The sequence below is a fragment of the Pseudonocardia alaniniphila genome, from assembly GCF_022524485.1.
In the GTDB taxonomy this organism is placed as follows: domain Bacteria; phylum Actinomycetota; class Actinomycetes; order Mycobacteriales; family Pseudonocardiaceae; genus Pseudonocardia; species Pseudonocardia alaniniphila.
Window position 1 is genome coordinate 29240 of sequence record NZ_JAKXMK010000047.1, and the last position, 24823, is coordinate 54062.

Below are 24823 nucleotides of genomic sequence, written 5' to 3' on the forward strand. Positions count from 1 at the left end.
CCCCCGTATCCTCGAATTCGCTGCAGGCAGACGAAAGGGCGATCGTGGATATCTACGGCGATTCCGACACCACTGACTATCTCGTTGTGGGTGCAGGCACTGCCGGATGTGTGGTCGCCTCACGGCTCTCCGAGGACCCGGACGTGAGAGTCGTGCTGCTGGAAGCGGGAGCGGCCGACGGCCCGGAGGCGATGTCCGTGCCGTGGACCTGGCCCAGGCTGCTGGGTACCTCGGTCGACTGGGCCTACACCACCGAACCGCAGACCGCCCTGACCGGAAGGGACCTGGACTATCCGCGAGGCCGGGTGCTGGGCGGGACGAGCAGCATCAACGGGATGATGCATCTGCGCGGGCACCGGGCCAACTACGACGGCTGGTCCGCTGCGGGCGCGACGGGCTGGGGATACGAGGATCTGCTCCCCTATTTCTGCCGGAGCGAGCACGCGGCCGGCCGCGACGAGCGGTACCGGGGCACCGGCGGCCCCATGATCGTGACGGGCGCCGAGGAAGTCGCGCCGTTCGAGAACGCCGCATTCGAAGCCGTGGCCGAACTCGGCCTCCCGATCTCGGACGACCTCAACGGCGCCGATCAGGACGGCGTGGGCTGGATCGACCAGAACATCGTGGACGGACACCGGCAGTCCGCGGCCGACGCCTACATCCGCCCCGTCCTCGCGGACCGGCCGAACCTCACGGTCATGGCAGGCGCTGTCGTCCGCGGCCTGGTGCTCTCCGGCGGTCGGTGCCGGGGCGTGGAGTACGTCCTCGACGGTGTGCGGCGGCGGATCGACGCCACCCGGGAAGTGGTGCTGTGCGCCGGAGCGATCGGGTCTCCGCACCTGCTGATGCTGTCGGGCATCGGACCGGCAGACGACCTCCGCCGCCACCGGATCGACGTCGTCGCCGACCTCCCCGGGGTCGGCCGGAACCTGCAGGACCATCCGATGGCCCGCGTGATCCGGTCGGGGGCCGGGCCGGTGGCCTCCAGCACGGAGGTCCATCGGGTTCTGGGCGCCCTGCTCCGCACCACCCGGACGCTCGACGCACCGGACGTCCAGATCTTCTTCTTCGACCGACCGTTCTACCCCGCGACCGTTCCGGTTGGCGGGTACGCCGTCGCCGTCGCCGCCGCGCGCCCACACAGTCGCGGAACGGTGACGCTGGCCTCGGCCGACCCCACCGTCGCACCCCGGATCGATCCCGGCCTCCTCACCGACGACAGGGACGTGGCGGTGTTGCTGGCCGGGCTGCAGATGGCCCGGGAGATCGCCGGCACCCGGGCCCTGGCCGGCTGGAGCGAGCAGGAACTCCGGCCGGGCCCGGACATCCAGGATCGGCCCCGGTTGCGCGAGTACCTGCGGGAGTCCGTGCACAGCGGGGCCCATCCAGCAGGCACCTGCCGGATCGGGGACGACGAGCAGGCAGTGGTCGACACCGAACTCCGCGTCCGGGGCGTCACACACCTGCGCGTCGCCGACGCCTCGGTCATGCCGGACCTCGTCGGAGCCAACCCCAACGCCACGGTGCTGGCGATCGGCGAGCGCGCCGCGGCACTGATCCGAGACCGGAGAGCGGCCTAGTTCGGGGTCACGGCGTCGCTGACACCGGGGTCGGACGAGTGAGTCCGTTTGGGCAGCAATAGCGGGGTGGCGAGCAGGAGAACGCCGGAGACGGTGATCGCGGAGAGGGGGCTGGTGAGCGTGGCGAGGACACCCCAGATCACCATGAGGGTGGCCTGCACGAGTTTGCTGCTGACACTCCATGCGGTGAGGACTTGGGCGGCATGATCCGCGGGAGTCCGTTGCAGGCGTGCTGTGGCGTAGATCGGGTTGAAGATGCCCATGCAGGTGATCAGCAGGCCCTCGACGACGATCACGGTGAGGAGCCCTGTGATGCCGGGATGGATGAACGCGAGACCGAGCGGGAAGAGCGATCGCAGCCAGCCGGAGACGGTCATGACCCGGTGCCGGCCGTAACGCCTCACGAGGCGTGCGGAGAGGCGGGCGCCCACGAGGCCGCCGAGTGCCGGGATGCCGAAGGCAAGACCGTATTGCCAGGCCGGGACGTGGTGGTCACCCAGCAGGAGCACGGCCAGGAGCGGGACGGTGGCCATGATCAGGCCGCCGACCAGGATCGAGTTGAGGAACAGGCACCGTAGTACGCGGTCGTGGAGGATGAAGCGCCAGCCACCGAGAAGGTCGGCTCCGCGCAATCTGGTGGCCGGGTCGCGAGGTGCTGCGACGTCGCCTCCGCGGATGCGGAGGACCGCGAGCGCCGACAGCAGGTAGCTGAGCGCGTCGGCCGTGATGGTGACGACCGGGCCCAGCAGCCCGATGAGCGCGCCGCCGAGGGGCGGTCCGGCCGCGGTCGCCACCCAGCTCGTGCCCTCGAATCTCGCGTTCGCGATGAGGAGATGGTCGCTGCGGACGAGGTGTTTCAGGTACGCGCCGGACGCGGCGGTGAAGGCGATGCTCGCCGCTCCGGAGACGACCGAGACCGCCAGCAGCTGACCGTAGGACAGCAAGCCCAGAACGTAGGCGACCGGAACGCTCGCCATCGCGAGGAACCGAACCAGGTCCATCGCCATCATCACCGGGCGCTTGGACCGGTGCTCGACCCACGGCCCGAGCGGGACCGCAACGATCGCCGCGACGGCAAGCCCGGCTGCCTCCAGAAGCGCAACCTCGAATGCCGACGAGTGCAGCACTCGAACAGCGATGAGCGGGAACGCTCCGAAGGCGATCCACGTGCCGTACGTGCTGACGGCGTAGGCCGACCACAGCCAGCCGAAACCGGACCCGAATCTCACGCGCACATGACTCCTCCAAGACAACCGATGTTTGGATCCCGGAATCACATCGGTTACACGAGCGCGTGATCAAACAACCGACTTTCGGCGAGCCACAACGATTGGTTGGATCGGCATAGGCTGGATCAGTGGATACCGAGGCAGTGCGGTCGTTCGTCCGGGCGGCCGAGTTCGGACAGCTGCAACACGCAGCCGACGAGTTGGGCGTGACACAGCAGGCGGTTTCCAAGCGGATCGCCGCCCTGGAGCGCGAACTGGAGGTCCGCCTTTTCACCCGGACCGCACGAGGGGTCGAACTGACGCTCGACGGCCAGGCGTTCCTCTCACACGCACGGAGCATCGTCGCGGGTGTCGATCGCGCCGTCGCCTCGGTCAGGCCGGGCTCACGGGCCCTTCGGATCGACGTTCTCGGCCTCCGAAGCGCGCAGGCCGTCGTTCTGCACGACTACTGGCGCTCGCATCCCGACACCGACCTCGACGTGGTGACCCTCAGGGTCGACGACCCTCACGTGGCGGCCGCCGCCGTCCGGACAGGCGACATCGACGCCTCGTTCCGCACCGTCACCGATCCGGCCACGCTGCCGCGCGACGTGCAGATGATCCACGCCTTCGACTCCCCGCTGGAACTCCTCGTCGGCCCCAGGCATCCGCTTGCCTCCGCACGAACACTGACACCACCCCGGCTGCGCAAGCTTCGGATCTGGGTGCCGGGTATCGCGCCCCGAAGCGAATGGGCAGAGTTCTACGACCAGCTCGCCACCGCCTTCGACCTCCGCATCGACGCGGCGGGCCCCAACTTCGGCACCGAGGTACTCATCGACGAGCTCGCGGAATCCGCCGACGTGGCCACCCTCGTCGGCGCGCGCGACCGGTACGTCTGGCCGACGAACTACGACCTACGCCGCATCCCGATCGTGAACCCGACGCTCGCCTACCCGCTCTCCCTCATGTTCCCCAGGACGAATCCGCATCCGGGACTTCAATCGATCATCAACCACTTCGCCGGCCTGACACCGCTCCCTGAAACGGCCTGGCTCCCGTCCTGGGCAACGACACCACGCCGCAGCGCTGGCGACATCGCGCACACCCGCCACTGACGGTCGGTCGACATCGGCAATGAGTTCTGCCTGCCCAAGGCCCGTCCGATCATCCCGGATGGACGGACGAGGACGGTCGTGAGCCCGGCCGGATCTGAGGAAACCGGCTACGTCGCAACGTCCGCAGCAGCGTCTCGGCGGCCAGTTGGCCGGAGATGGCGTTGACGCCGCCCCCCGGCCAGGTTCCCACGCCGGCCAGGAAGAGCCGGGGTATCGGCGTGCGATAACGACTGAGCCCCAGGCTGGGGCGCAACATCAGGAACTGATCGAGATGGTGGCTGCCGGAGATCGAGTCGCCGCCGACGAGATTGCTGTTCGCCCGCTCCAGGTCGTCAGGAGAAGAGATCGCCCGAGCACGCACCTGCCCTGTGAGGCCCGGGGCGTGCGCCTCGAGAATGTCTGTCACGCGATCGGCGTAGGCCTCGCGCACGTCCGGCCAGTGTGTTCCGCTGATCCGGCCGCCTGCGTCGCCCGTGATCTGTGACGGCACCATGCGGACCTGGATCCACACGACGTGCTGTCCTGCTCGTTGAACCCTGGTGGGATCGACGACGCTGGTCTGGCCGACCACCAGCAACGGGGCCTCGGGCAATTGGTGTGCGAGCGCCTGCTGGTACGTCCGCGCCATGTCGTCGACGTACGAGCCGATATGGACGTACGCGAAATCGGACAACCGCGGATCCCGCCACGGAATGCGGCCATCGAGAGCCAGGTGCAGCATGAAGGTGGCCGGCCCGAATCGATAGTTCCGCGCGGTGGCCGACATTCCGTTGGGGACCGCGGCGTCGGCGAGGAGATCCTGCACGAGACGAGGCAGCACGACGGTCGAGACGACCCCGTGCCGCGCACTGATCCGCTGCCCGTCGGCGAGGGTCACACCGCGCGCACCGCTCCCGTCGACGTCGACGCGGGCCACCCGCGCACCGGTGAGAACGGTGCCGCCCCGTGCCTTCACCAGCGCGGCCATCGCGTCCGGAAGCCGCCCGGCACCGCCTTCCACAATCGATATGCCTCCCAGCATGTCGGCGAACATCTCCAGCAAGGGGAAGACGGCGCCACCGGCGATGTCGGGCGCGTAGTCCAGATGCATGCCCCAGGCAGCCGCCAACGACTTCGCCTCGGGCGTCGAGAAGTAACGGTCGCCGAGCGCTCGGGTCGAGGAGAGGAGCGTTGCAGCAAGATCCCCCGGCGGCATGCTCTTGCGATGGCGCCACACCTCGCGCACGGACTTCATGGCGACCCACGACGGCTGGGGGCTGGTGTAGATCGGTAGGTAGGCGGCGGCGAAAGCCTCGAACAGTTCGCGAAGGCGCCCCCACCCAGCCGCATCCGCCGGGGAGTGTTCCTGCCACATCGCGAGAGTGGTGTCCTGGTCGGATGTGACGCGAAGATTCGCACCGTCGGGGAAGGCCGATGCGTACGGGTGAGCGGACCTCGCGAACCGCAACCCCTCGTTGCACAGCTCGGCACCGTACTTCGCGAAGAACGGGGATCCGAGGAACAGGTTCATATTCGTGGCATAGAGATCGTGGACGTATCCGGGCAGCGTCACCTCGCCACTCTGTACCGCCCCGCCCACCGTGGGGTTGGCCTCGACGACCACCACGGACAATCCCGCGTCGGCGAGCACGGTGGCAGCGACCAGGCCTTGATGGCCGGCACCGATGACCACCACATCACACTCGTCCACGCGGTTCTCCTGTGCGTCTCGTCATCCGGCGAAGTCGTGCCAGCCCATCACATCCTCACCGAGGCGTACAGGGCTCGGCGGCAGTTTCCAGGATCGCGATGAAGGGCAGGTCGCGGTAGCGCTCGGCGAAGTCGATTCCATAGCCGACAACGAACTCATTCGGGATGTCGAACCCGACATAGCGCACCGGAACGTCGGCTTTCCGCGTGGTCTGCTTGCGCAGTAGGGCACACACCTCGAGGGAGGCCGGCTTGCGCACCTCGAGGTGCTGCAGCAACCAGGCCAGGGTGAGGCCGGAGTCGATGACGTCCTCGACGATCAGCACGTGCCGGCTACTGAGATCCGTCTCCAGATCGTTGACCAGACGCACCTTGCCCGAGGACACGGCGGCCGACCCGTACGAGCTCAGTGTCAGGAATTCCAGCTGCGCCGGAATCGACAACGCACGGGCCAGATCCGCCAGGAACATGACGCTGCCCTTCAGCACCCCGACCAACACGAGAGCATCGGCGCCATCCCGGCAGCGCTCTCGGAAATCCCGGCTGAGCTGCTCGGCCAGCTCATCGATCTTGTTGCGGATCTGCTGCTCCGTGAGGAGCACACGAGCCAACTCTGCGTCATACACGCCGTATCGTCCCGTCTGCATATAACAGCAAGATTCTTTCCCGATCCCGTCAATTCAGGGATGAACGCCACGTCGTGCACGGTTCGACGAACAGTCAGCTGCAAGCCTTGGCTGAGCGCCACTCACGATGCCGAGTGTGGGCGGGCCCGGAAGATGGCGGCCAGTGCCTGATAAACCTGAGGATCGCGCGCCCCTGGTGCCGCCACATCCAGCAGCACGCTATCCCCCCGCGATGAATGTCGCAACAACATGCGCCGCCGGCACGACGTGAAGCCGGACAGAGCGTGCGCATTCCGGAAGAGCGCGAAAGGTGTTCTATTTTGCACTTTCTCTGGAACACGTGGCCGACCAGGGCGGTTACCAGAGCGCGGCATAGCGCTGGGAGTACTAGTCGGGGCGCGCTGCAAGGAGATGGGCGGTCGATCGCACCGCTTTCAGCGCCTCCTCGTCGCGCGTGGCGATGCACAGGACGAAGGTGCCCTGGATGAGGGCGAGTATCGCGTTCGCCAGCTCCTCCGCCGTGCGGTCGGCACGGACGTCGCCGCTCTCCTGCCCCTGCGCCAGGAGGGCGGCCAAGTGCTCCCGCCAGGCAAGCAGGGAGGCGCCGATCTGCTCACGGAAGGCGTCGGAGCCGACGGCGACCTCGGTGGAGAGCTTCCCCACGAGGCAAGCCCGCCGGTAGCCGGACCGCACGAAGAGCTCCACCAGTTCGTCGACGTATCCGCCGAGCCGTTCGGTCGCGGAGAGATCCGGCTCGCTCGCCCAGCGGTCGAGCAGGGCAAGCTGGAAGTCCGTGTAGCGGGTCAGGACAGCTCGCGCAAATTCCTCTTTCGATCCGAAGTGGTGATAGAAGGAGCCCTTCGGCACCCCCGACGCCTCCAGGATCGCATCGACCGTAGTGCCGTGGAAGCCACGGTCGTAGAAGTACTTCAGGCCCTGCCGAAGCAGCCGCTCCTTGTGTGACAACGGCTCACTCTGCTGCGTGCTCATGTCGTCTTCGTCCTCTTACGAAAAAGGTCCTTTCCATCCATACTAACCGTTCATTGACGTGGCCATAACCTTCCACGATTCCTTGACGACCTGGTCTAGACGACTTAGTCTAACGCTCAATACAAGGCCACGACCAGCGCAAACGTCCGAAGGAAAGGTACAAATGGGTCACACCGAGTATCAGGCCGTGGACACCGTCGCGGTCGTCACGATGAGCAGCCCACCAGCAAGCCTGTTCAACGAGGAGTTGTCCGATAGCCTCCTGGCCGACGTCGAGCGCGCCTCCGACGAGGGCAAGCGTGCGCTGATTCTCCAGGCCGATGGCGCCGTATTCTCCGGCGGCGCAGACGTTTCCATGTTCCGGGCCCGCACGATCAGCGGCGCGCGCGAACTGATCGGCCGGTCCATGCCATTGATCGCCGCGATCGAGGACGCCCCGTTCCCCGTCATCGCGGCAGTGCACGGCCTGTGCCTGGCCGCCGGGCTGGAACTCGCGCTCGCCTGCGACCTGATCGTCGCCGAGGAGTCCGCTCGCTTCGCCCAGGTCGAAGCCATGATCGGGGCGACGACGTTCCTCGGCGGGGTCTACCGGCTGGCAGAGCGCTGCGGACCGGCCCGCGCCCGGGAGATCACCTTCGGGGCCGAGCAGTACACCGCCGCCACGTTCGAGCGCTGGAACATCATCAACCGGGTCGTCCCCGACGGTGAGCTGCGGGAACACGCGCTCGGCTGGGCACAGCGCCTGGCGAAGGGACCGACGGCCGCGCACGCGGTCACCAAGCGACTCGTCCGGTACGGGCTCGCGCACGGGCCCCGGGAGGCCGACCGCTACCTGCTCGATGCCGCGACGCCGTTGTTCGAGAGCCACGACATGCAGCACGCCGTCGGCGAGCTTCTCTCGCAGGGCGCCCGGAAGTTCCGGGCGAACCACGACCAGTTGGTCTTCGAGAACCGCTGATAGTGGAGACCACGTCGTCGCAGTCGATCTGCGCCTTGCTGGAACGGCAGGCACGGCAGCGTCCGCAGGCGCCGGCCGTCTCCGAACTCCATGACGGCGAGCTGCGCACGACGACATGGGCGGACTACCACCAGTACGTCCTCGACACCGCGGCGGCGTTTCTCGACCTCGGCCTGCAGGCGCGCGAAACCGTGGCCATCCTGGCCGGCAACCGGATCGAGCATCTGGTCGCCGACCTCGCCACTGCACACTGCGGCGCCGTTTCGGTCACCCTCTACCCCACGCTGTCCGCCGAGCAGCTGGCCCACGTCGCCTCCGACGCGGAACCGCGCATCATCGTCGTCGACGGGCCTGCGTCACTCGCCAGGATCACGGAGCTTCCGTGGGTCGAGCAGAACCGGCCGGTCCTCGTCACGCTCGACGTCGACGGCGAGCCCACGCACGGCGAGCTCCACTGGCAGAAGCTGACAGCGGCCGGCGCGGGCCACCGGGAGCAGCACGACGCAACGCTGCGTTCCCGCCAGGCGGCCATCCGCGCCCACGATGCCGTCACCTACGTCTACACATCCGGTACCACGGGTCCGTCCAAAGGCGCGGTGCTGACCCACGGCAGCATGCGCTGGATGGCCGGCGCCATCGAGCGAGCCGGCCTGACCGACTACGAGTACCGGGGGATCTCCTACCTGCCGCTCGCTCACGTCGCCGAACGGCTGTGGAGCATCTACCTGCCGCTGCAGACCGGCGGACACGTGCTGTGCTGCCCTGCCCCGGAGCGGCTCGCGGAGTATCTCCACGTGTTCCGGCCGAGCTTCTTCATGGCCGTTCCCCGCGTGTGGGAGAAGCTGCTCCAGGGCGCCGAACGACTCCTCGCCTCGCCCGCGTTCAGCTCGCGGGGCGACGAGCTCGCGCGCGACCGCGACACACTCCTGCGCGAGTGGGCGCAGCGCTACGACGACATGCCCGTTCCCGCAGCTCTCCGGATGCAGGCCGCCGAGGCCCGCGAAGGAGTCCTACGAGACGTGCGGGCGGCGCTCGGGCTCGACAGGACGCTGGTGCCCGCCAGCGGCGCGGCTCCGATCGGGGACGACGTGCGGGGCTTCTTCGCCTCCCTCGGCGTCGAGATCATCCAGGGATACGGGCTCACCGAGACCAGCGGCGTGGTTGCCTGCGAACGCTTGGGCACCGCTTCCCGCGGCTCCGTGGGCCTCCCCCTGCCGGGCGCCGAGATCCACATCGCCGACGACGGCGAGATCCTGGTGAGCTCACCGGGCAACACCCCCGGCTACCGCAACCGGCCGGATGCGAATGCCGAGCTCTTCGACGCCAGGGGCTGGCTGCACACGGGCGACATCGGCCGGGTCGACGAGGCCGGGCGCCTGCACATCACGGACCGCAAGAAGGACATCATCATCACCGCGGCAGGCAAGAACATCTCCCCGACGGCGATCGAGTTCCGGGTGGCGGGGCAGTCGTTCATCGACCAGGTGCTCACCTTCGGTGACACACGGCCATACGTCGTCGCACTGCTCACCGCCCCACCGGAAAACCTGCTGGAGTTCGCCCGGGACCAGGGCATTTCCGGTACCGACCCGGACGAGCTCGTCCATCATCCGGCCGTGCTCGCAAAGGCCCAGCGCGTCGTGGACGAGGCCAACAGCCACCTGTCCCGGCCCGAACAGATCAAGCGGTTCCGGTTGCTCGCAACGACGTGGACCGTTGAATCGGGCGAACTGACCCCCACGTTCAAACTCCGGCGAGCAGTCATCCACCGCCGGCACGCCGACGATCTCGCGGCCCTGTACGCCCAGCGCGACCAGTAGTGAGCGCTGACCTGTCATCCGGCCTCCACTGCCCGCGACATGAGCGGGAGCAACTCTCTGCGGCACCGATCGTGGCGTCGAATTTCACATACCGCTGCAGATCACGACCAGCTGACCTAAGGTGGTTTCAGTTTACTACCACTTTGGTCCGCGCTACGGGCCGGGGGAACCGAGCGCTCTGGGCGAATGGCGGAAGACCTCGGGAAGGAGTGCCACGATTGTCACGAGTCGCCGTGGTGACGGGAGCAGGCCGCGGGATCGGGAGGGCGTGCGCAACACTGCTCGCCGAGCGCGGGATGCGGACCGTGGTCAACTACCGCTCGAGCCGCGAAGAGGCCGACGCCGTCGTCGCCGCGATCGGCGCGGCCGGAGGTGAGGCGTGGGCCGCGCAGGCCGACGTCACCCTGCCCGCCGACGTGGATCGGATGTTCGCCGAGGTCCGTGACCGGTGGGGCGGGGTCGACGTGCTGGTGCACAACGCCCCCACACCGTTCGCGATGGGCTCCTTCCGCGACCTCACCTGGGAGGAGTTGGGCGGGAAGCTCGACCAGGAGATGCGTGCGGCGTTTCTCGTGACCAAGGCGGTGGTGCCGGACATGGTCGAGCGCGGCCGAGGCCGGCTGGTCTATCTGAGCACGGGCCTCTCGCGCCGTCCTCGCTCCGGGATGATCGCGCTGGGCACGGCCAAAGCCGCTCTGAACCAGTTCGTGCGCTACGTGGCCCAGGAGTTGGGCCCGCACGGCATCACGGCCAACGTCGTGGCGCCCGCGACCGTCGAGGAGACCTGGTCGGAGGAGAAGCTCGACCCGGCACTGCTGGCACAGATGGCGGCGGCCACGCCACTCGGTCGCCTCGCCCGCCCGGCCGATGTCGCCCGCACGGTGGCCTTCTTCGCGGGTGACGAAGCCGATTTCACCACGGGAAGCTACGCACCGGTCAACGGTGGTCTCGCAATGGACTGAAAAGGGATGATGCATTGGAAATGCTCGATCTTGCTTACGTCGGACGTGGCATACACGAGGAGCTGGTCGCGTACATCGCGGACCAGGAGGGCTATTTCGAGGACGAAGGCGTACGCGTCGCGCTGCGCGACGGGGTCGCCTGGAAGACCGAGCGGCTGCGTCGCGGCGCGACGATCGGGTTGGGCCGGTCGATGCTGTCGCGGCTCACCGACGACATCCCGCGGACCGGGCTGAGTGTCAGCACCCACCGGCCGCTGTTCTGGTTCGTCGGCCGCGCCGGGCTGGAGTCACTGCAGGACCTGAAAGGTCGCAAGCTGGCCGTGCACGCTCCGGAGACCGCCCCCGGATGTTTCGCACGGATCGTGCTGCGCCGGGCCGGACTCGACCCGGACCGTGACCTCGAATGTCAGTACCGCACGCCCGGTGACTACGGGATGCACCTGCGCAGTCTGCGCGCCGGTGAGATCGACGCCGCGCTGATCGGCAGCACGATGGCTCCCGAACAGGTGGCAGAGCAGGAGGGATGGCGGGTGCTCGCCTGGGTGGGCGACCACTTCCAGATCCCGACCGTGGGAGTGATGGTCGACCCGACCTACATCCCGCTCGACAGCCCGGCGCTGCACGCGATGGTCCGCGCCAGCCGGCGCGCCCTGCACACCATCCAGGACCGGCCCGAGACCGTGGTCGACCACGTGCGGAGCTTCATGGGCCGCCACACCGACGACGAGATCCGCGCACACCTCGACCGATTCGTGATCCCGCACTTCACCCACGACGGCCAGGCCGACCTCGAGATCGGGGACGCCGCGATCACAGCCGTCGCCGCGGAACTCGGCGTCCCCGCGACATTCCGGGCTGCCGACGTCTACCGCACCGATCTCGTCCCCGCCGACCGATAGAATTGCGTCCGGCCTCATACGAGCTGTCGACATTCGACGGGCTGGACTTCTGCCATGGCCAGCGGCCGGTGATCTCCAGCTCCAACGAGAAGCTCAGGAACGTACGGATGAGGACGATTCCACCCAGCACCGCCACGCTGTTGAGGCTGGGCAGGATCGCCACGGTACGGACGATGTCGGCGGCCACGAGTAGTTCCAGTCCCAGGAGGACGGTCCGGGCGAGCATTCGCCGGAACTGGCGGTAGACGTCGCCCCCGGCCCTGCGCTGCGCCAGGCGAATGACCGCAACGACAACCGCGATCGCAGCACCGACGGCGATGATCGCGACGCCGGCGGCGTCGATGACCATCCCGATCTTCTCGATCACGTCATCGAAGAGCATTTCGCCCCGTCCCTGTGTTCCGGTGACTCCTCTCTACAGCATCCATCGCCGCATCGGATCCGGATTCACCGAGCAGGCCAAACTGCGCAACAACCGTGGAAAGCCGTATACCGACGCTGCTGTTGCTTATTCAGGCGCGGACTCGGCCCATGGTGTCACCTGTTGCGGACCCCGGAGGTCACCGCGCGGCGGACGTCATCCGACCATGGAACGGCCGGCTCCGTTCGGCCAACTCGTCCGGTTCACCCGCCAGAAGCCTTGTGCCGGAAATTTGACGTCCGAAAATCAGGCGCGATACCTTTTCGGTGCTCAGGAGGCCGTGACGACCGCCTCCAACGGATCCGAGAGTGGAGATCCTCATGCCCGATCGTTCCGCCTACCTGAAGCCGGGCGCCGACATGGTGATCCGCGCAGGGGCTGTGCACACGCTCGTCACCGGCCAGGAGGCGCAGCGTGCGGTCGCTGTCCGCGGCGACCGGATCGTCGCTGTGTCGGCGGACCGTCACGGCCTGGACGACCGGATCACGCCCGGCACCACCGTCATCGACGAGCCGACCGCAACCGTGCTCCCGAGCTTCGACGACACGCACACCCACCTCATCTTCGCCGCGCACGGCGCGCACGACGTCCCCGTCCATCGCGCCAAGGACATCGCCGAGTTCCTCGACCTGATCCGAGAGCGAGCGGCGATCACCCCGGACGGCGAGTGGATCCGCACCACCACCAACTGGCAGGAGCTCAACCTCGCCGAACGCCGGATGCCGACGGCGACAGAACTGGACACCGCGACGGACCGGCATCCGATCCTCGTCAAGCGCGGTGGCCACAACGACGTCGTCAACTCATTCGCATTGCGACTGGCCGGCATCACCGAAGACACGCCCCTGCCGCCAGGGGGTCTGATCGGCCGCAACACCGACGGCACGCTCAACGGCAGGCTGGTTGACACCGCCATCCATCTGGTCGAGCACCTTCTTCCACCGGCCGACGACCAGCGCCGTATCTCCGGCCTGGACCTGGCCTCGCACGACTACGCTCGCACCGGGATCGGCACCGTCCGGGACTGCGCCGTACCGCTGCCGGATCTCGACCTCCTCCAGCGCACGCTCGACGCCGGCCGACTCGGCACCCGCGTCCGAGCCCTGGTGTCGGCGATGGGTACGGCCGACCCGTCGGATGTCGACGGGCTCCTCGACGGAATGGAGCCGTGGCGCTACCGACACGATCCCTGGCTGCGCGTCTGGGGAATGAAGTTCATGCTGGACGGCGGGCTCGAGGGCGGCGCGACCGAAGAACCCTACGTCGGGCACGACGACTTCTGCGGCCTGTTGCTGTGGGAACCGGACGCGCTGACCGAAGCCATCGAGCGCGTTGTGCGGCGAGGGTGGCGAGTCGGCACGCATGCCTTCGGCGACCGCGCGGTGCGCATCCTGCTCGACACCTACGAGAACGTCCTCGAACGCAATCCGGGGCTCCCACCGCACTCGCTCGTCATCGAACACGGCGGTCTGGCCGGCCCTGAACAACGCGCACGAGCGATCGCGCTCGGCATCCCCGTCACGATCCAGCAGCCGCTGTTGCACGACACCGCCGAGGTCGGGATCAGCCACTGGGGACAGGAGCGCGTCGGGAACCTGTTCCCGGCCCGCGAGTGGATCGACGAGGGCGCCTTCGTCACGGCCGGGTCGGACTTCCCGGTCGGCCCGTTCGGTGCCATGCCATCGGTGTGGGGCATGGTCACCAGGCAGACGGTGGTGGGAGTACAGGGACGGGAGCACGCGATCAGCCGCGACGAGGCGATCGCGCTCCACACGACCGACGCCGCCCGATTGGTGGGCGAGGGCGACCTGCGCGGCCGTCTCACCCCGGGCAGGCTCGCCGACCTCACGCTCTGGCCCACGGATCCGCGAAACTGCTCGATCTCGGAACTACGCGACCTCACACCGAGTCTCACCGTCGTCGGTGGTCGCACGACTCACGACGCGGCGCTCGCGAGCTAGCATCCGTGCACGTCGGCCACCAGGACCATTCACGCCTTTCCTCGCATTCCCAGGCCGTGGACCTGCGGATACGGGTTCGGCGGACGCCGCAGCTGGTTCAATGGTCGGTGTGCCTCGATGCGAATCGAGCGCTGCCGCAGCCGGTCGAGGGGCGGACGTGCCCGAACACCCGTCAGCCGGCCTGAGCGAGCAGCACGACGGTGCGCTGCGCTGTCGTGGCGCCGAGGGCAATCTTCCGATCGAGCTGACGAGCTTCGTCGGCCGGCACAACGAACTGGCCGAAGCCAGGAGATTGCTCGGTTCGGCGCGCTTGGTGACGCTCACCGGGATCGGTGGGGTCGGCAAGACCAGGTTGGCGCTGCGAGCAGCTGAGAAGGTCCGGCATGCCTTTCCCGACGGTGTGTGGCTGGTCGAGCTGGGTGAGCTGTCGGACGCGTCCCTGCTGGTCGACGTCGTCGCCGGGACGCTCGGGGTGCGGGCACCTGCCGGTAGGCCACTCGAGGACGCGCTCGTCGACGTGCTCGCCGACACCGGGTGCCTGCTGGTCCTCGACAACTGCGAGCAGGTCGTCGAGGCCGTCGCGGCGCTGTCCGAACGCGTGCTGCGTCGGTGTCGCAGGGTGCGCATCCTGTGCACCAGCCGCGAGGAACTGCGCACCGACGGAGAGGTCCTCCTGCGCGTTCCGCCGCTGACCGTGCCTGGCGGCGCCGGTGATGCGAAGCTCACAGGCCTGTCGCAGTCCGACGCCGTCACCCTCTTCGTCGACCGCGCCACGGTCGCCGTTGCCGGGTTCACCCTCACCGACGGCAACGCGGCCACCGTGGCCGACATCTGCCGGCGGCTGGACGGGCTGCCGTTGGCCATCGAACTCGCCGCGGCGCGTCTGCGGACGCTGTCGCCTGCGCAGATCCTCGAGCGGCTCGCCGACCGGTTCGCGTTGCTCACGCAGAGAGGCCGCGGAGCCCCGACCCGCCAGCAGACCCTCCGGCTGTGCATGGACTGGAGCCATGACCTCTGCAGCCCTCCGGAACAGCTCGTCTGGTCGCGCCTGTCGTACTTCGCCGGAAGCATGGACATCGACGCCATCACGGCGGTCTGCGAGGACGCGGTCGAGGCGATGTGCGAGCGGGACACCGGCGGTCCGAACGAGCTGCTCGACATCGTGACGTCGCTGGTCGAGAAGTCGATCCTCGTGCGGGAGGACTCGGGGAGCGCGCCGGTCCGGTTCCGCATGTTGGAGACCTCCCGGGAGTACGGGCGAGAGAGGTCGCGCGCCCGCGGGGACGAGCACGACGTACACGAGCGTCTCTCCCGCTGGTACGAGGACCTCGCCGTCGCGGCGCGCGATCAGTGGATCGGGCCCGGGCAGCTCGGGTGGATCGCCCGTATCGAGCGCGAGCAGTCGAACTTCCGCTACGTCCTCGACTACTGCGCCCTCGAGAACCCGCGGCGGGGCCTGCGGACGGCGGCCGCCCTGTTCCCGTTCTGGAACTCACGCGCTCTGTTCAGTGAGGGGCGCCACTGGCTCGATCGGCTGCTCGCGCAGGCCGGTGCAGAGGTCTCCGGCGAGGTCACCATGGCCCTGTATGCCGACATCGTGCTCACCGCGTCGCAGGGCGATCTCGACGCGGCCGATGTCCTCGTCGCCCGAGCCAGGGAGATCGCGGAGTCGAGCGGGGACCCCACGGCGCCAGGGATCGTCGCGCTGGCCGACGGGACCGCCGCGCTCTTCCGCGCCGAGTGCGGGCGTGCCCAGACGCACCTCGAGGACGCCGTCCGCGTGCTGCGCGCCGACGAGGCCCCTGACGTTCTCCGTCTGTCGGCCCTCGTCCTGCTCGCCTTCTCTCATGAACTGCAGTCAGCCGGCCACCGCGCCATCCGGTATTTCGAGGACGCCCTGGAGATCAGCCGAGCTCGCGGCGAGTCGGTGTACCGGTCCTACATCTTGTGGGGGATGGGCGTCTCGCTGTGGCGCAGTGGCCGCCGGGAGGACGCCAGGGCCCGGCTCCACCAGGGCCTGCGGATCGCGGACGACGTCGGACATTCCCTCGTCGCTGCGTCGTGCCTCGACACCCTCGCGTGGATCGCCACAGAGGAGGGGGATGCCCGGCGCGCCGCCGTTCTCCTCGGGGCCGCTGACGCGCTCAGCCGTCGCAGCGAGAGCATCACGACATTCCTGCCCGCCCTGCTGGTCCACCACCGGGACTGCGAGCAGAGCATCCAACGGACGCTGGGGGAACGTGCGTACGCCGCGGCGTACCGGAGGGGCGCCGAGCTCGCGAGCTCCCGCGACGTGACGGCGGCGCTGGCGTCGACGGCACCGCCCTCGCCCGGGTCTGCGGCGTCCACCCCCGCTCCGGCTTCTCTGCCGACCGGCTCAGCGGACAACCCGCTGACCAGGAGGGAGTCCGAGGTCGCCGCGCTCATCGGCCGCGGACTGACCAACCGCGCCATCGCCGAGGAGTTGGTCATCTCGCAGCGCACGGTGCACGGGCACGTCGAGCACATCCTGGCCAAGCTCAACTTCTCCTCCCGCGTGCAGATCGCAGCGTGGGTGGTCACGCATCGGGCGTCGGCCTGACGCGATCCGGTCGGAGCACGCCTTCGCCAGAGAGCAGTACGTCCTGGGGGACGCCACGCACGGCGACTGCGCGTCAAGGGGTAGGCATACCCATTTCCCTTCGGCGCGTATACCCGTTTCACGGTTGGCGCCCTGTTACCCATAGCCCCGTTGACGTTGTCGTCCTTATGGTCGGGATCAACGCACACCTACGCCATCACACGGCGTTAGTGATCAACGGCGATCGACATGTGCCGGCCAGGGCGCTGCGCGCGAAAGATTCATTCCAGGAGGCCTCGATGGCCGAGTTCATGGTGTCCCTCGACGACCTGACGGCGATCGTCTGACGCGTCCCCTGGTGCTGCGCACCGGCCGCGGCGTCTGTTTCACGTCGATCTCGCGGTGCGACCAGTGAGGTTCTCTCGAAGATCGACTGCACGGACCAGAAAGGAGAAAACCATATGACCGCGCAGATCGACGCGCCCCAGGAGCCGCTCGGGTGGTTCGGCAGCGACACCCCGGAGAAGGAACCGGTCAAGGAGGACGTCTTCGCCACCATGGTGACCCATCAGGGGATGCAGCAGCAGCGCGAGCTGTTCCCCTATTTCAGGCCGAACGACCTGGTTCCGGCCGGCGCGTTCTCGTCATCACCATCCGGATGAGACCGCTCGCACCACAGAACGAAGCCAAGGTGTTTCGGTGCTCCGAGTGCAATGAATTGATCTACCGGTACGACGAGGACATGCACGTCGGCCTTCCGCGGCGCCCACGTCGCGGACAACATCCGGTTCTTCGCCGAACCGCTCCCCGGCCGGAAGGAGCCGGTAGGGCAACCCGGCGGCGCCGAGGACTTCGGTCCCGTGGGGGTGGACACCGAGTTGGTGCAGGGCATCCCCCGACGCGACGCCGGCTGACGGCGAAAGTCCGCTCTGGGTCCGCTGCGACGACGAGCTACGTCGCAGTTCCCCGCTCCAGCCGGGTGAGCCTCGACCGGATGTCCTCCAGAATGGCGCGAACCGGCGCGGACAGGCCTGCCGTGGCCTGCTGGGTTCGGCTGAACACCACGCCGGCGACCGCGGCACTGACCGCTGTGCGGAGCCTGGCGAGATCGGCGCTCATGGCTCGGAGAGCAACCGCGACGCCGTCGTCGTCCGGCCCGGCGGCGAGCCCCAGCAGCAGGTGTTCGCACCCGACGAAGTTGTGCTGCAGCCGGACCGCCTCGCTGACGGCTCGATCCAGAGCGCCGCGCAGATCAGTGCCGTTGCCGTGTCCCCGGGCCTCCGCGACGACGTCCGGCGGCTCCACGTCGAGCGCGGCGAGAACGGTCAACGCCAAGTTCTCGCCCTCCTCGACCAGGGCACTCAGGAGCTCGACAGTGGTGGCCGGCTTGTTGCGCAGCGCGCGATCGACCGCGCTCCGTGCCCGGGCTGTGAATCGATTCCAACTTGCCGTCTCGATCATCTCGAGTCCTCCGCTGGGCGCTGTGCCGCCGGTGGCTGCGAGTACCGCCTCTGCCAGCGCCTGTTGGCACACCGAGGACACCGGTACCCCGGCTTCCTTCACCGCGGCGGCCAGGTCGTCCGGCAGGTACACGTTGATCTTGGGCACAGCAGCCTCCGAGGCTATGGGCACAAGGGGTTATAACCCTCTATAACCCCACACGCAAGCTGCTTATGTGCCGTCAGCGTCCGCGGCCCGATCGCCTCTCCGCGCAGGCGATGCAGGTCTCCGCCACGGGCAGTGCCTCCAGCCGCGCCTCGCCGATGGCACGCCCACACCGCGCACACAGGCCATAACCACCCGCGGCCAGGCGATCCACCGCCCGATCCAGCGCGGCCAGATCCCGTCGGGCGCCGGCCAGCAGTCCCTGCAACTGCGCGCGCTGGACCGCGATCGTCACCCCTTCTGGATCGTGCTCGTCGTCGTGCGTGGTGAAGGCCTGTTCCTCCGCCAACGACCCGACCTGCCGCTCCAGCCCGGCGATCCGATCCGCCGTCTCCTCCCGCTCAACAGCGAGCCGCGCAGCGACTTCGGGCCTGTACATGCAGGTCAAACGGGCATGAGCGTGCGACGGTTCCGCTGGGCAAGCAACCGACGCCGGTACGCGCCCTTCCGAACCCTCACCGCGCCGGACTGGAAGGCGACCGTCCTCACCAGCCGCTTTCTCGACTCCGGGCTCTCGCTTCTCGCAGCCGCGCTGGAGGAGTCCGCAGCGAGCGGCCGTCCCGGCACCTGCGAGATGGGGCCTACGTCCCGTGCGTGCGACCCGACCGCAGCATCGAGCACCTCTGTCTGATCGAGCGCTAGGCCCCGATTACGGGTGACGAGCCGCCCACGCGCCAGCCTGTGGAGACCGACGCGTGACGGCCGGCAAGCATCAGGCCGCTGGATGGATCTCATCCAGCGGCCTGACCAAATTGCTTGTCGGACTATCTGAGCTTGCCGGCGTGGAACCTGAGACCGGGGATCAGCCCGCCGAGAATTCCGGCGATAACACCGGTCAGGACCACCAACAACTGGATCCACGGGGATCCCATCACCTCGGGGACGGTTGCCGCCAGGACGATCGCCGTGATCACTCCGAGGGCGAGGCCACCCAGGCCTCCGAGCATGACGAAGCGAGCATCCCGCCGTTCACGCCGGCTCTGTTCCTCCTCGATTCTGGACTGATACCAGGGAAGAACGGGATCGCCCTGAGAGGAAGAGGATGGAGTCTGTGCGGGCGGGATGGCCGTGCTGTAGAGATCTCCCTTGTCAGGCTTGGACCAAAGATCGTCAGTCATCGATGCAGAACCTCCATTGGGGCATCGACCGGTCATGGCGGCTCAACGAGAGCGTGCTGGTCAGCCCTGATACCCGGACAGCAGGGTTTGCGCCAGGTGGCGCCGACGATGACAACACCATTCTCACACGTCACATCGTTTTGATGAAAAAGTAAGGACAAACCTCATCGCAGGCATCTCGGCGAACCGCTAACCATCTGACTTTCAAATTTGCAATGAGGGGCGCCGCGGCTCCCATCGGCCGCTCGGCGGAAGGCCTCCCGGGCGGAGTTCAGCTCGTCGGACCGACGGTCGAGGACCACACTCCCCTGCGCCTCGCCGAGCTCCTCGAACGCGAGTTCGACGGCTTCACCCCGCCTCCACCCTTCCGAGCATTGCTCGAGCCCCCGGGCGGGTACCTCGACTGCGGACAGAGCGCTCCACACCACAACCGAAGGAACGCCATGACCGCACTGACGCTCGCCGACGCTCGCAAGATCATCGCTGCCGCCGAGGCCAAGGCCGAGGAGATCGGCCAACCCATGAACGTGGCGGTGGTCGATGCCGGCAGCAACCTCATCGCCCACATCCGCATGGACGGCGCCTGGATCGGGTCGGTCGACATCTCGATCAACAAGGCCTGGACCTCCCGTGCCTTCGACATCACGACGAAGCACCTCGGTGAGAACTCCCAGCCCGGCCAGGACTTCTACGGAATCCTCGCCTCCAACAACGGCAAGGTGATGATCTTCGCCGGCGGAATCCCGCTCACCCGCGACGGCAAGGTGGTCGGCGCGATCGGCGTCAGCGGCGGCACCGGCGACCAGGACCAGACCGTCGCCGAAGCAGGCGCCGCCTCCCTCTGACGCCGCGACGGTCCCGTCCACCGCTTCGTCGTCTTGACGAAGGAGGGCTCAGCGGCGTAATTGCCGTCGTGAGGTGATGTTGAGTTTGGTGAAGATTCTGCTCATGTGCCATTCGATGGTGCGGGGGCTGAGGAAGAGCCGGGATGCGATCTCGGGATTGGACAACCCCTCGCGGACCAGGCGGACGATCTGCATCTCCTGAGCGGTGAGCTCGTTGCAGGTCTCCACATTGCGCTTTCGCGCCGTCGCGCCGGTGGCTCCCAGCTCACGAGCAGCGCGCCGGGCGAACCCCTCCGCGCCCATCTCGCTGAACATCTCGTGCGCCGTCCGCAACTGTTCATGCGCGTCCGACCGCCGCCGCTCACGACGCAGCCACTCACCGTAAACCAGATGCGCCCGCGCCAGCTCACCGCGAATGCCGGTGCGACCCAGACGCTCTATCGCCTCACGGTAGGCACTCTCGGCGGCCTGCCCGCCGCTGAGCAGGCCACGGCAGCGCGCCTCCATCCCCAGCGCCCAGTCGGTGCCACTGGCCCTGGTCAGCGGGCTGAGCCGCTGGAACGCCTGAGCCGCAAGTGCCGGCTGCCGGACACGGACGGCGGCTGTGACGAGCTCGACCAGGGATGCCCAGGTCGGCATGCCGATCTCCACGGGCGGGTCGGTGGCCTGCCGCGCAGCCGTCAGCGCCTCGTCGTACTTGCCGACGCCGTTGCACAGCAGGGCTTTCATCCACCCGCAGCAGATCACGCCGGTCCCCTCGCCGCGGCGCGTGTTCTCCTCGAAGGCAGCCTCGATCAGCTCGAGGGTTTCCGCTTCGCGACCCTGCCAGGCAGGGAGCAACATGGTGCCGTACGACGCGACGGGCAGAACGGTCTCCCCGAGCACCACCTTCTGTTCCTCGAGCAGGGACGCCGCCACGTTCAGCTCGCCGGCGAAGGTGTGCCAGCTGATGCGGGCCGTCAGGGCGAGCGGCAGCAGTGCGAGCGCGCCGGCATCGCGGGCGAGCTGGAGGTAACGCATGCTGAGCACGTCATAGGTTTCGTCGTCCGCGAGAAGCGCGGCGACGGCGATGTAGGTGAACCAGGGCACGCTCAGGCCCTCGTTCCCGGAGGGGCCTCGGTCGCGGAAGACTCGAAGTGCCCGCTTCAGGCTGGGGGCGGCAGCCACGTATCCCTCCGTGAAGCGCAGCGCCAAGGCGTCGAGGAGGAGATCCGCGGTCGACGGACGCGGCGGCACCGGTGCGTTCCGGACGGCCTCGCCCACCTCGCGCATGTCGCCGCCGCTGGCGAGATGGGCGGCGAACCAGGCAGCCATCGACGCATCCAGGTACGTGTCGCGAGCCAGCCGGAGGTCCAGTGGCTCCAACTGGGCGGCAGCTTTGAGCAGTAGCGACGAGACCTCACCCCCGCGGTTCATCGTGAATGCGATCCGCGCACGCAGCAGGTCGACCTCGGCGCGCTGGAGCTCGGCCAGCGAGCTCGCCTTCGCCACGGAAAGCAGTCTCAGCGACGAGTCGGGCAGGCCGGCGAGGTGTTTGGCCCGTGCCGCAGCGAGTGCTCGCTGCCCGCGCTGTCGCGGGTCCGGCGTCAGCTCGGTTGCACGTTCGAGGAATGCGGCTGCCGCGGCCAGACCGCCGCGAGCTTGCGCTCGCCCAGCCGAGCCTTCGAGTTCGAAAGCGACGTCCTCGTCGGGTTCGGCCGCCGCCTGAGCGTTGTGCCAGGCGCGCCGGTCCGGATCGGCATCCGGATCGGTGACCTGCGCCAGAGCCAGATGCGTGGCCCGCCGGCTCTCCGGCGGCGCCGCGCGGTAGATCGCCGACCGCACCAATGGATGCCGAAACCGCACCCGGTCGCCGAAATCGACCAAGCCCGCCGCTGCCGCCGGCGCCGCCGCTTCGACGCCGACGCCGAGCCGCTCACCCGCCCGCCACATCAACACCGGGTCACCCACCGGCTCCGCCGCCGCCACCAGCAACAACTGCCGAGTCTCCACCGGCAGGGCCGCGATCTGCCGCCGATAACTCTTCTCAATCTGACGCGGCAGCCTGCCCCGACCCGAGAGCCCGAACCCGCCCGCCAACTCCGTCGGCGTGAACCCTCTCGGCAACTCCAGAAGCGCAAGCGGATTGCCCTGGGTCTCCGCGAGCACCCGCTCCAGCACCCGCTCATCGACCGGACCGCGATGCTCCGACAACAACAGCGCGCGCGCATCCTCGTCGGGCAGGCCGGTGACCAGTACCTCCGCCAGACCATCCAACTCCGGCACCTCGGAATGCTCCCGGCCCGTGGTGGACTCACGCACCGCGAAAACGATCGCCACCGACTCCGCCAGCAGCCTGCGCGCAACGAATCCGAGCACCTGCGCTGACGCACGATCCAGCCATTGCGCGTCATCCACCACACACACCAGTGGCCGTTCCCGGGCAGCCTCGGCGAACATTCCCAGGACCGCCATCCCGACAAGGAAACGATCAGGCGGACTACCGGCGCTCAACCCGAAAGCGGTACTCACCGCCCCCTTCTGCGCATCCGGCAGAAGCGCGAGCTGATCCAGCATCGGCGCACACACCTGGTGCAACCCGGCGAAAGCCAACTCCATCTCGGCCTGCACACCCGTGGCCCGTACCACTCGGCAGTCCGCCGACCGCCCCAGCAGATACTCCAGCAACGTCGTCTTGCCCACACCGGCGTCACCGCGCACTACCAAGGCGCGGCTCTGTCCCGTCCGGACACCTTCGAGCAGCCGGTTGAGCAGATCACGCTCGCTGCGCCGGTCCAGCAATACCGCTGTCACCTGTCAGCCCATCGTCGAGGCACCACACGTTATTGCGACGCCGATCCGGGCGCCATCCTCTGGGACTCAGGACGGTGTGCCCAGCTATTCGCCCGCCGGCCCAGATGAACACCGATCCCCGTCCTATCGGACGCAATCCGTGCCGCCGCCCGGCAGGACGGATTGCGCCCTGCGCCGAGGGAATCTCAGCGGAATGGTCGATCGTGGCTACTACACCTTGCCCGTAGGCGACGGGTGGTTCTCGGCGTGGTGACGCTGGTAGTGGCGCGCGACGCGAGCCCGGTTGCCGCACACGGCCGAGCACCATTCCCTCCGCGGATGCTGCTTGACGAAGTACAGGAGACAGCCAGGGGCCAGACACGCGCGGAGCTGGTTGCGTTGCGCGCCCGCGAAGAGCTCGACGGCCTGGTGAGCGATCAGGGAGACCGCGAGTTCGCCGGGGGCGCCGGTTGTCCGGAAGGCTCGCGCCGGCTCCCCGCGGGCCGGCCAGAGCAGCTCGGGCCAGGCCGGCGCGAGAGCGTTGACGGTGTCGATCGCGTCCTGCCGCGCCGGGATGGTGGACGTCACCGGAGCACGTGGATCGTCAGTCGTCTCCGCAGCCAATCGGCGCAGAGCGGCGCGCAACCCGCGCAACCGCCCGGCGACCTCAGCAGTGGCTCCCCCGCCGAGCTCCGCCGAATCCACGCTTCCGCCGGACTCCACCTCCAGACGATCGCCGACCGCGTACAGCCAGCCGACCGCGGCGGCGTCGTCACTCAGTGCGTCCTGCACGTCGCCCCGGTCGATCCGGACCGTGTTCATCAGCTCAACCGCAAGCGGCTCACCGAGCAACGTGGCGCCCGCGGGCACCTCTGGACGTCTCATCTGCCCACCGTACCACGCAAACTAATGGTTTGATGCCGATCTCCCCATTTGACAGCAGCCCACACGCGTGGCAGCGTGGCTAATGGATGCGATGCCGTCCATACATTAGAATCTGGAAAGTGGTCATACCGCCACGGAAAGGACACCACCATGTCCGCGCTGCCTCAGATCGAACCCGCCGACGCCATGGGCGCCGCAGCCGACGTGCTCGTCCAGACGAGGAAGACCCTCGGGTCCGTCCCGAACATGGCCAAGGCCATGGCCAACAGTCCCGCTGTGCTGAAGGGCTACCTCGCGCTGTCCACCGCCCTGAGCGGTGGAGTGATCTCCGCGCCCGCACGTGAGCAGCTCGCCCTCGCCGCGGCCGAGTACAACCGCTGCGAGTACTGCCTGTCGGCCCACACCTTCATCGGTTCGAAGGTCGCCAAGCTCAGCCCCGAGGAGATCGAGCGCGCGCGGCACGCCGAGTCCTCCGATCCTCACGTCGCCGCTCTCCTGGCGCTGTCCGACGCCATCGCCAGGGGACGCGGCGCCGTCGACGACACCGTGCTCAAGACCGCCCGAGCCGCCGGGGTTTCCGACGCCGAGATCGCCGAGGTCGTCGGCAACCTCGCGCTCAACATCCTCACCAACTACTTCAACATCCTCGCGGACACCGACAACGACTTCCCGGCCGTCACACCGCACGAGCAGAACTGACGCCGACACCCAACTGGTCGGAGTGACCCGGATCCGATCACGAGCCA

The 24823-nt window shown here is 68.2% G+C and carries 23 protein-coding genes; 13 read left to right on the plus strand and 10 right to left on the minus strand.

The features are described from left to right. Nucleotides 1-86 precede the first annotated feature (86 nt). The gene (locus MMF94_RS38735; protein ID WP_277398927.1) at nucleotides 87-1580 is read left to right on the plus strand and encodes a GMC family oxidoreductase; all 1494 of its coding nucleotides are present in this window, start codon (nucleotides 87-89) and stop codon (nucleotides 1578-1580) included. Here MMF94_RS38735 and MMF94_RS38740 read toward each other — a convergent pair. Beyond that, nucleotides 1577-2809 carry an MFS transporter gene (locus tag MMF94_RS38740; protein WP_379660469.1) on the minus strand — a complete coding sequence of 411 codons (1233 nt, stop codon included), beginning with the start codon at nucleotides 2807-2809 and terminating at the stop codon, nucleotides 1577-1579. The genes MMF94_RS38735 and MMF94_RS38740 overlap by 4 nt on opposite strands. A gap of 128 nt (nucleotides 2810-2937) precedes the next feature. Between MMF94_RS38740 and MMF94_RS38745 the strand changes: the two genes are divergently transcribed. After that, entirely contained in the window at nucleotides 2938-3906 is a 969-nt protein-coding gene (locus MMF94_RS38745) for a LysR family transcriptional regulator (protein ID WP_241042465.1), read from the plus strand. Between the two features lie 49 nt (nucleotides 3907-3955). Here MMF94_RS38745 and MMF94_RS38750 read toward each other — a convergent pair whose 3' ends face one another. The 3 genes from MMF94_RS38750 to MMF94_RS38760 all read right to left on the minus strand — a co-directional run bounded on the left by MMF94_RS38750 (nucleotide 3956) and on the right by MMF94_RS38760 (nucleotide 7211). Next, entirely contained in the window at nucleotides 3956-5596 is a 1641-nt protein-coding gene (locus tag MMF94_RS38750; RefSeq protein ID WP_241042466.1) for a phytoene desaturase family protein, read from the minus strand. Between the two features lie 55 nt (nucleotides 5597-5651). Continuing rightward, complete coding sequence (hpt, locus tag MMF94_RS38755; RefSeq protein WP_241042467.1) at nucleotides 5652-6221, minus strand: hypoxanthine phosphoribosyltransferase; 570 nt, start codon at nucleotides 6219-6221, stop codon at nucleotides 5652-5654. Between the two features lie 387 nt (nucleotides 6222-6608). Then, nucleotides 6609-7211 carry a TetR/AcrR family transcriptional regulator gene (locus MMF94_RS38760; RefSeq protein ID WP_241042468.1) on the minus strand — a complete coding sequence of 201 codons (603 nt, stop codon included), beginning with the start codon at nucleotides 7209-7211 and terminating at the stop codon, nucleotides 6609-6611. A gap of 163 nt (nucleotides 7212-7374) precedes the next feature. On the opposite strand from MMF94_RS38760, the gene MMF94_RS38765 reads away from it, so the two are divergent. From MMF94_RS38765 to MMF94_RS38780, 4 genes are all read left to right on the plus strand, one after another. Further along, entirely contained in the window at nucleotides 7375-8169 is a 795-nt protein-coding gene (locus MMF94_RS38765; RefSeq protein WP_241042469.1) for an enoyl-CoA hydratase/isomerase family protein, read from the plus strand. Nucleotides 8170-8171: 2 nt separating this feature from the next. Further along, nucleotides 8172-9989, plus strand: coding sequence for an AMP-dependent synthetase/ligase (locus MMF94_RS38770; RefSeq protein WP_241042470.1), 1818 nt, complete (start codon nucleotides 8172-8174; stop codon nucleotides 9987-9989). Nucleotides 9990-10207: 218 nt separating this feature from the next. Beyond that, complete coding sequence (locus MMF94_RS38775) at nucleotides 10208-10951, plus strand: SDR family NAD(P)-dependent oxidoreductase (RefSeq protein ID WP_241042471.1); 744 nt, start codon at nucleotides 10208-10210, stop codon at nucleotides 10949-10951. Nucleotides 10952-10971: 20 nt separating this feature from the next. Continuing rightward, complete coding sequence (locus MMF94_RS38780) at nucleotides 10972-11850, plus strand: ABC transporter substrate-binding protein (protein ID WP_241042472.1); 879 nt, start codon at nucleotides 10972-10974, stop codon at nucleotides 11848-11850. Here the strand turns inward: MMF94_RS38780 and MMF94_RS38785 are convergent. Further along, nucleotides 11762-12232 (minus strand): DUF1622 domain-containing protein, encoded by a 471-nt coding sequence (locus MMF94_RS38785; protein ID WP_241042473.1) that lies wholly within the window; start codon nucleotides 12230-12232, stop codon nucleotides 11762-11764. The genes MMF94_RS38780 and MMF94_RS38785 overlap by 89 nt on opposite strands. A gap of 359 nt (nucleotides 12233-12591) precedes the next feature. Between MMF94_RS38785 and MMF94_RS38790 the strand changes: the two genes are divergently transcribed. From MMF94_RS38790 to MMF94_RS38805, 4 genes are all read left to right on the plus strand, one after another. After that, nucleotides 12592-14232, plus strand: a complete 1641-nt coding sequence (locus MMF94_RS38790; RefSeq protein ID WP_241042474.1) for an amidohydrolase — start codon at nucleotides 12592-12594, stop codon at nucleotides 14230-14232. Between the two features lie 157 nt (nucleotides 14233-14389). Next, a complete protein-coding gene (locus MMF94_RS38795; RefSeq protein ID WP_241042475.1) occupies nucleotides 14390-16813 on the plus strand; it encodes a LuxR C-terminal-related transcriptional regulator in 2424 nt (807 codons plus the stop codon). 167 nt (nucleotides 16814-16980) lie between these two features. Next, nucleotides 16981-17139, plus strand: coding sequence for a hypothetical protein (locus tag MMF94_RS38800; protein ID WP_241042476.1), 159 nt, complete (start codon nucleotides 16981-16983; stop codon nucleotides 17137-17139). A 114-nt stretch (nucleotides 17140-17253) separates the two neighbouring features. Continuing rightward, nucleotides 17254-17454 carry a hypothetical protein gene (locus tag MMF94_RS38805; RefSeq protein WP_241042477.1) on the plus strand — a complete coding sequence of 67 codons (201 nt, stop codon included), beginning with the start codon at nucleotides 17254-17256 and terminating at the stop codon, nucleotides 17452-17454. 289 nt (nucleotides 17455-17743) lie between these two features. On the opposite strand, the gene MMF94_RS38810 is transcribed toward MMF94_RS38805, so the two are convergent. Next, a complete protein-coding gene (locus MMF94_RS38810; protein ID WP_241042478.1) occupies nucleotides 17744-18400 on the minus strand; it encodes a Clp protease N-terminal domain-containing protein in 657 nt (218 codons plus the stop codon). A gap of 73 nt (nucleotides 18401-18473) precedes the next feature. Further along, nucleotides 18474-18836 (minus strand): TraR/DksA family transcriptional regulator, encoded by a 363-nt coding sequence (locus MMF94_RS38815; protein WP_241042479.1) that lies wholly within the window; start codon nucleotides 18834-18836, stop codon nucleotides 18474-18476. A 15-nt stretch (nucleotides 18837-18851) separates the two neighbouring features. Here MMF94_RS38815 and MMF94_RS38820 point away from each other — a divergent pair, with 15 nt between their 5' ends. Beyond that, on the plus strand, nucleotides 18852-19088 hold the full coding sequence (locus MMF94_RS38820; protein ID WP_241042480.1) for a hypothetical protein: 237 nt from the start codon (nucleotides 18852-18854) through the stop codon (nucleotides 19086-19088). A gap of 133 nt (nucleotides 19089-19221) precedes the next feature. Here the strand turns inward: MMF94_RS38820 and MMF94_RS38825 are convergent, their stop codons facing one another. Then, nucleotides 19222-19575, minus strand: a complete 354-nt coding sequence (locus MMF94_RS38825) for a hypothetical protein (RefSeq protein WP_241042481.1) — start codon at nucleotides 19573-19575, stop codon at nucleotides 19222-19224. Between the two features lie 443 nt (nucleotides 19576-20018). Here MMF94_RS38825 and MMF94_RS38830 point away from each other — a divergent pair, with 443 nt between their 5' ends. Further along, nucleotides 20019-20420, plus strand: coding sequence for a GlcG/HbpS family heme-binding protein (locus MMF94_RS38830; protein WP_241042504.1), 402 nt, complete (start codon nucleotides 20019-20021; stop codon nucleotides 20418-20420). Between the two features lie 48 nt (nucleotides 20421-20468). Here MMF94_RS38830 and MMF94_RS38835 read toward each other — a convergent pair whose 3' ends face one another. Together MMF94_RS38835 and MMF94_RS38840 are read right to left on the minus strand one after the other, a co-directional pair. After that, nucleotides 20469-23213: a helix-turn-helix transcriptional regulator gene (locus MMF94_RS38835; RefSeq protein ID WP_241042482.1), complete on the minus strand. Its 2745-nt coding sequence runs from the start codon at nucleotides 23211-23213 to the stop codon at nucleotides 20469-20471. 210 nt (nucleotides 23214-23423) lie between these two features. Further along, the gene (locus tag MMF94_RS38840) at nucleotides 23424-24077 is read right to left on the minus strand and encodes a CGNR zinc finger domain-containing protein (RefSeq protein ID WP_241042483.1); all 654 of its coding nucleotides are present in this window, start codon (nucleotides 24075-24077) and stop codon (nucleotides 23424-23426) included. Nucleotides 24078-24227: 150 nt separating this feature from the next. On the opposite strand from MMF94_RS38840, the gene MMF94_RS38845 reads away from it, so the two are divergent. Continuing rightward, nucleotides 24228-24776 carry a carboxymuconolactone decarboxylase family protein gene (locus tag MMF94_RS38845; protein ID WP_241042484.1) on the plus strand — a complete coding sequence of 183 codons (549 nt, stop codon included), beginning with the start codon at nucleotides 24228-24230 and terminating at the stop codon, nucleotides 24774-24776. The last annotated feature ends 47 nt before the right edge of the window (nucleotides 24777-24823 follow it).

What these genes read in the sequence shown, in the direction of transcription:
- MMF94_RS38760 (WP_241042468.1), bottom strand. Translation starts at nt 7,211, where the DNA reads ATGAGCACGCAGCAGAGTGAGCCGTTGTCACACAAGGAGCGGCTGCTT.
- MMF94_RS38765 (WP_241042469.1), top strand. Translation starts at nt 7,375, where the DNA reads ATGGGTCACACCGAGTATCAGGCCGTGGACACCGTCGCGGTCGTCACG.
- MMF94_RS38780 (WP_241042472.1), top strand. Translation starts at nt 10,972, where the DNA reads ATGCTCGATCTTGCTTACGTCGGACGTGGCATACACGAGGAGCTGGTC.
- MMF94_RS38785 (WP_241042473.1), bottom strand. Translation starts at nt 12,232, where the DNA reads ATGCTCTTCGATGACGTGATCGAGAAGATCGGGATGGTCATCGACGCC.
- MMF94_RS38790 (WP_241042474.1), top strand. Translation starts at nt 12,592, where the DNA reads ATGCCCGATCGTTCCGCCTACCTGAAGCCGGGCGCCGACATGGTGATC.
- MMF94_RS38800 (WP_241042476.1), top strand. Translation starts at nt 16,981, where the DNA reads ATGGTCGGGATCAACGCACACCTACGCCATCACACGGCGTTAGTGATC.
- MMF94_RS38805 (WP_241042477.1), top strand. Translation starts at nt 17,254, where the DNA reads ATGACCGCGCAGATCGACGCGCCCCAGGAGCCGCTCGGGTGGTTCGGC.
- MMF94_RS38815 (WP_241042479.1), bottom strand. Translation starts at nt 18,836, where the DNA reads ATGTACAGGCCCGAAGTCGCTGCGCGGCTCGCTGTTGAGCGGGAGGAG.
- MMF94_RS38820 (WP_241042480.1), top strand. Translation starts at nt 18,852, where the DNA reads ATGAGCGTGCGACGGTTCCGCTGGGCAAGCAACCGACGCCGGTACGCG.
- MMF94_RS38825 (WP_241042481.1), bottom strand. Translation starts at nt 19,575, where the DNA reads ATGACTGACGATCTTTGGTCCAAGCCTGACAAGGGAGATCTCTACAGC.
- MMF94_RS38830 (WP_241042504.1), top strand. Translation starts at nt 20,019, where the DNA reads ATGACCGCACTGACGCTCGCCGACGCTCGCAAGATCATCGCTGCCGCC.
- MMF94_RS38840 (WP_241042483.1), bottom strand. Translation starts at nt 24,077, where the DNA reads ATGAGACGTCCAGAGGTGCCCGCGGGCGCCACGTTGCTCGGTGAGCCG.
- MMF94_RS38845 (WP_241042484.1), top strand. Translation starts at nt 24,228, where the DNA reads ATGTCCGCGCTGCCTCAGATCGAACCCGCCGACGCCATGGGCGCCGCA.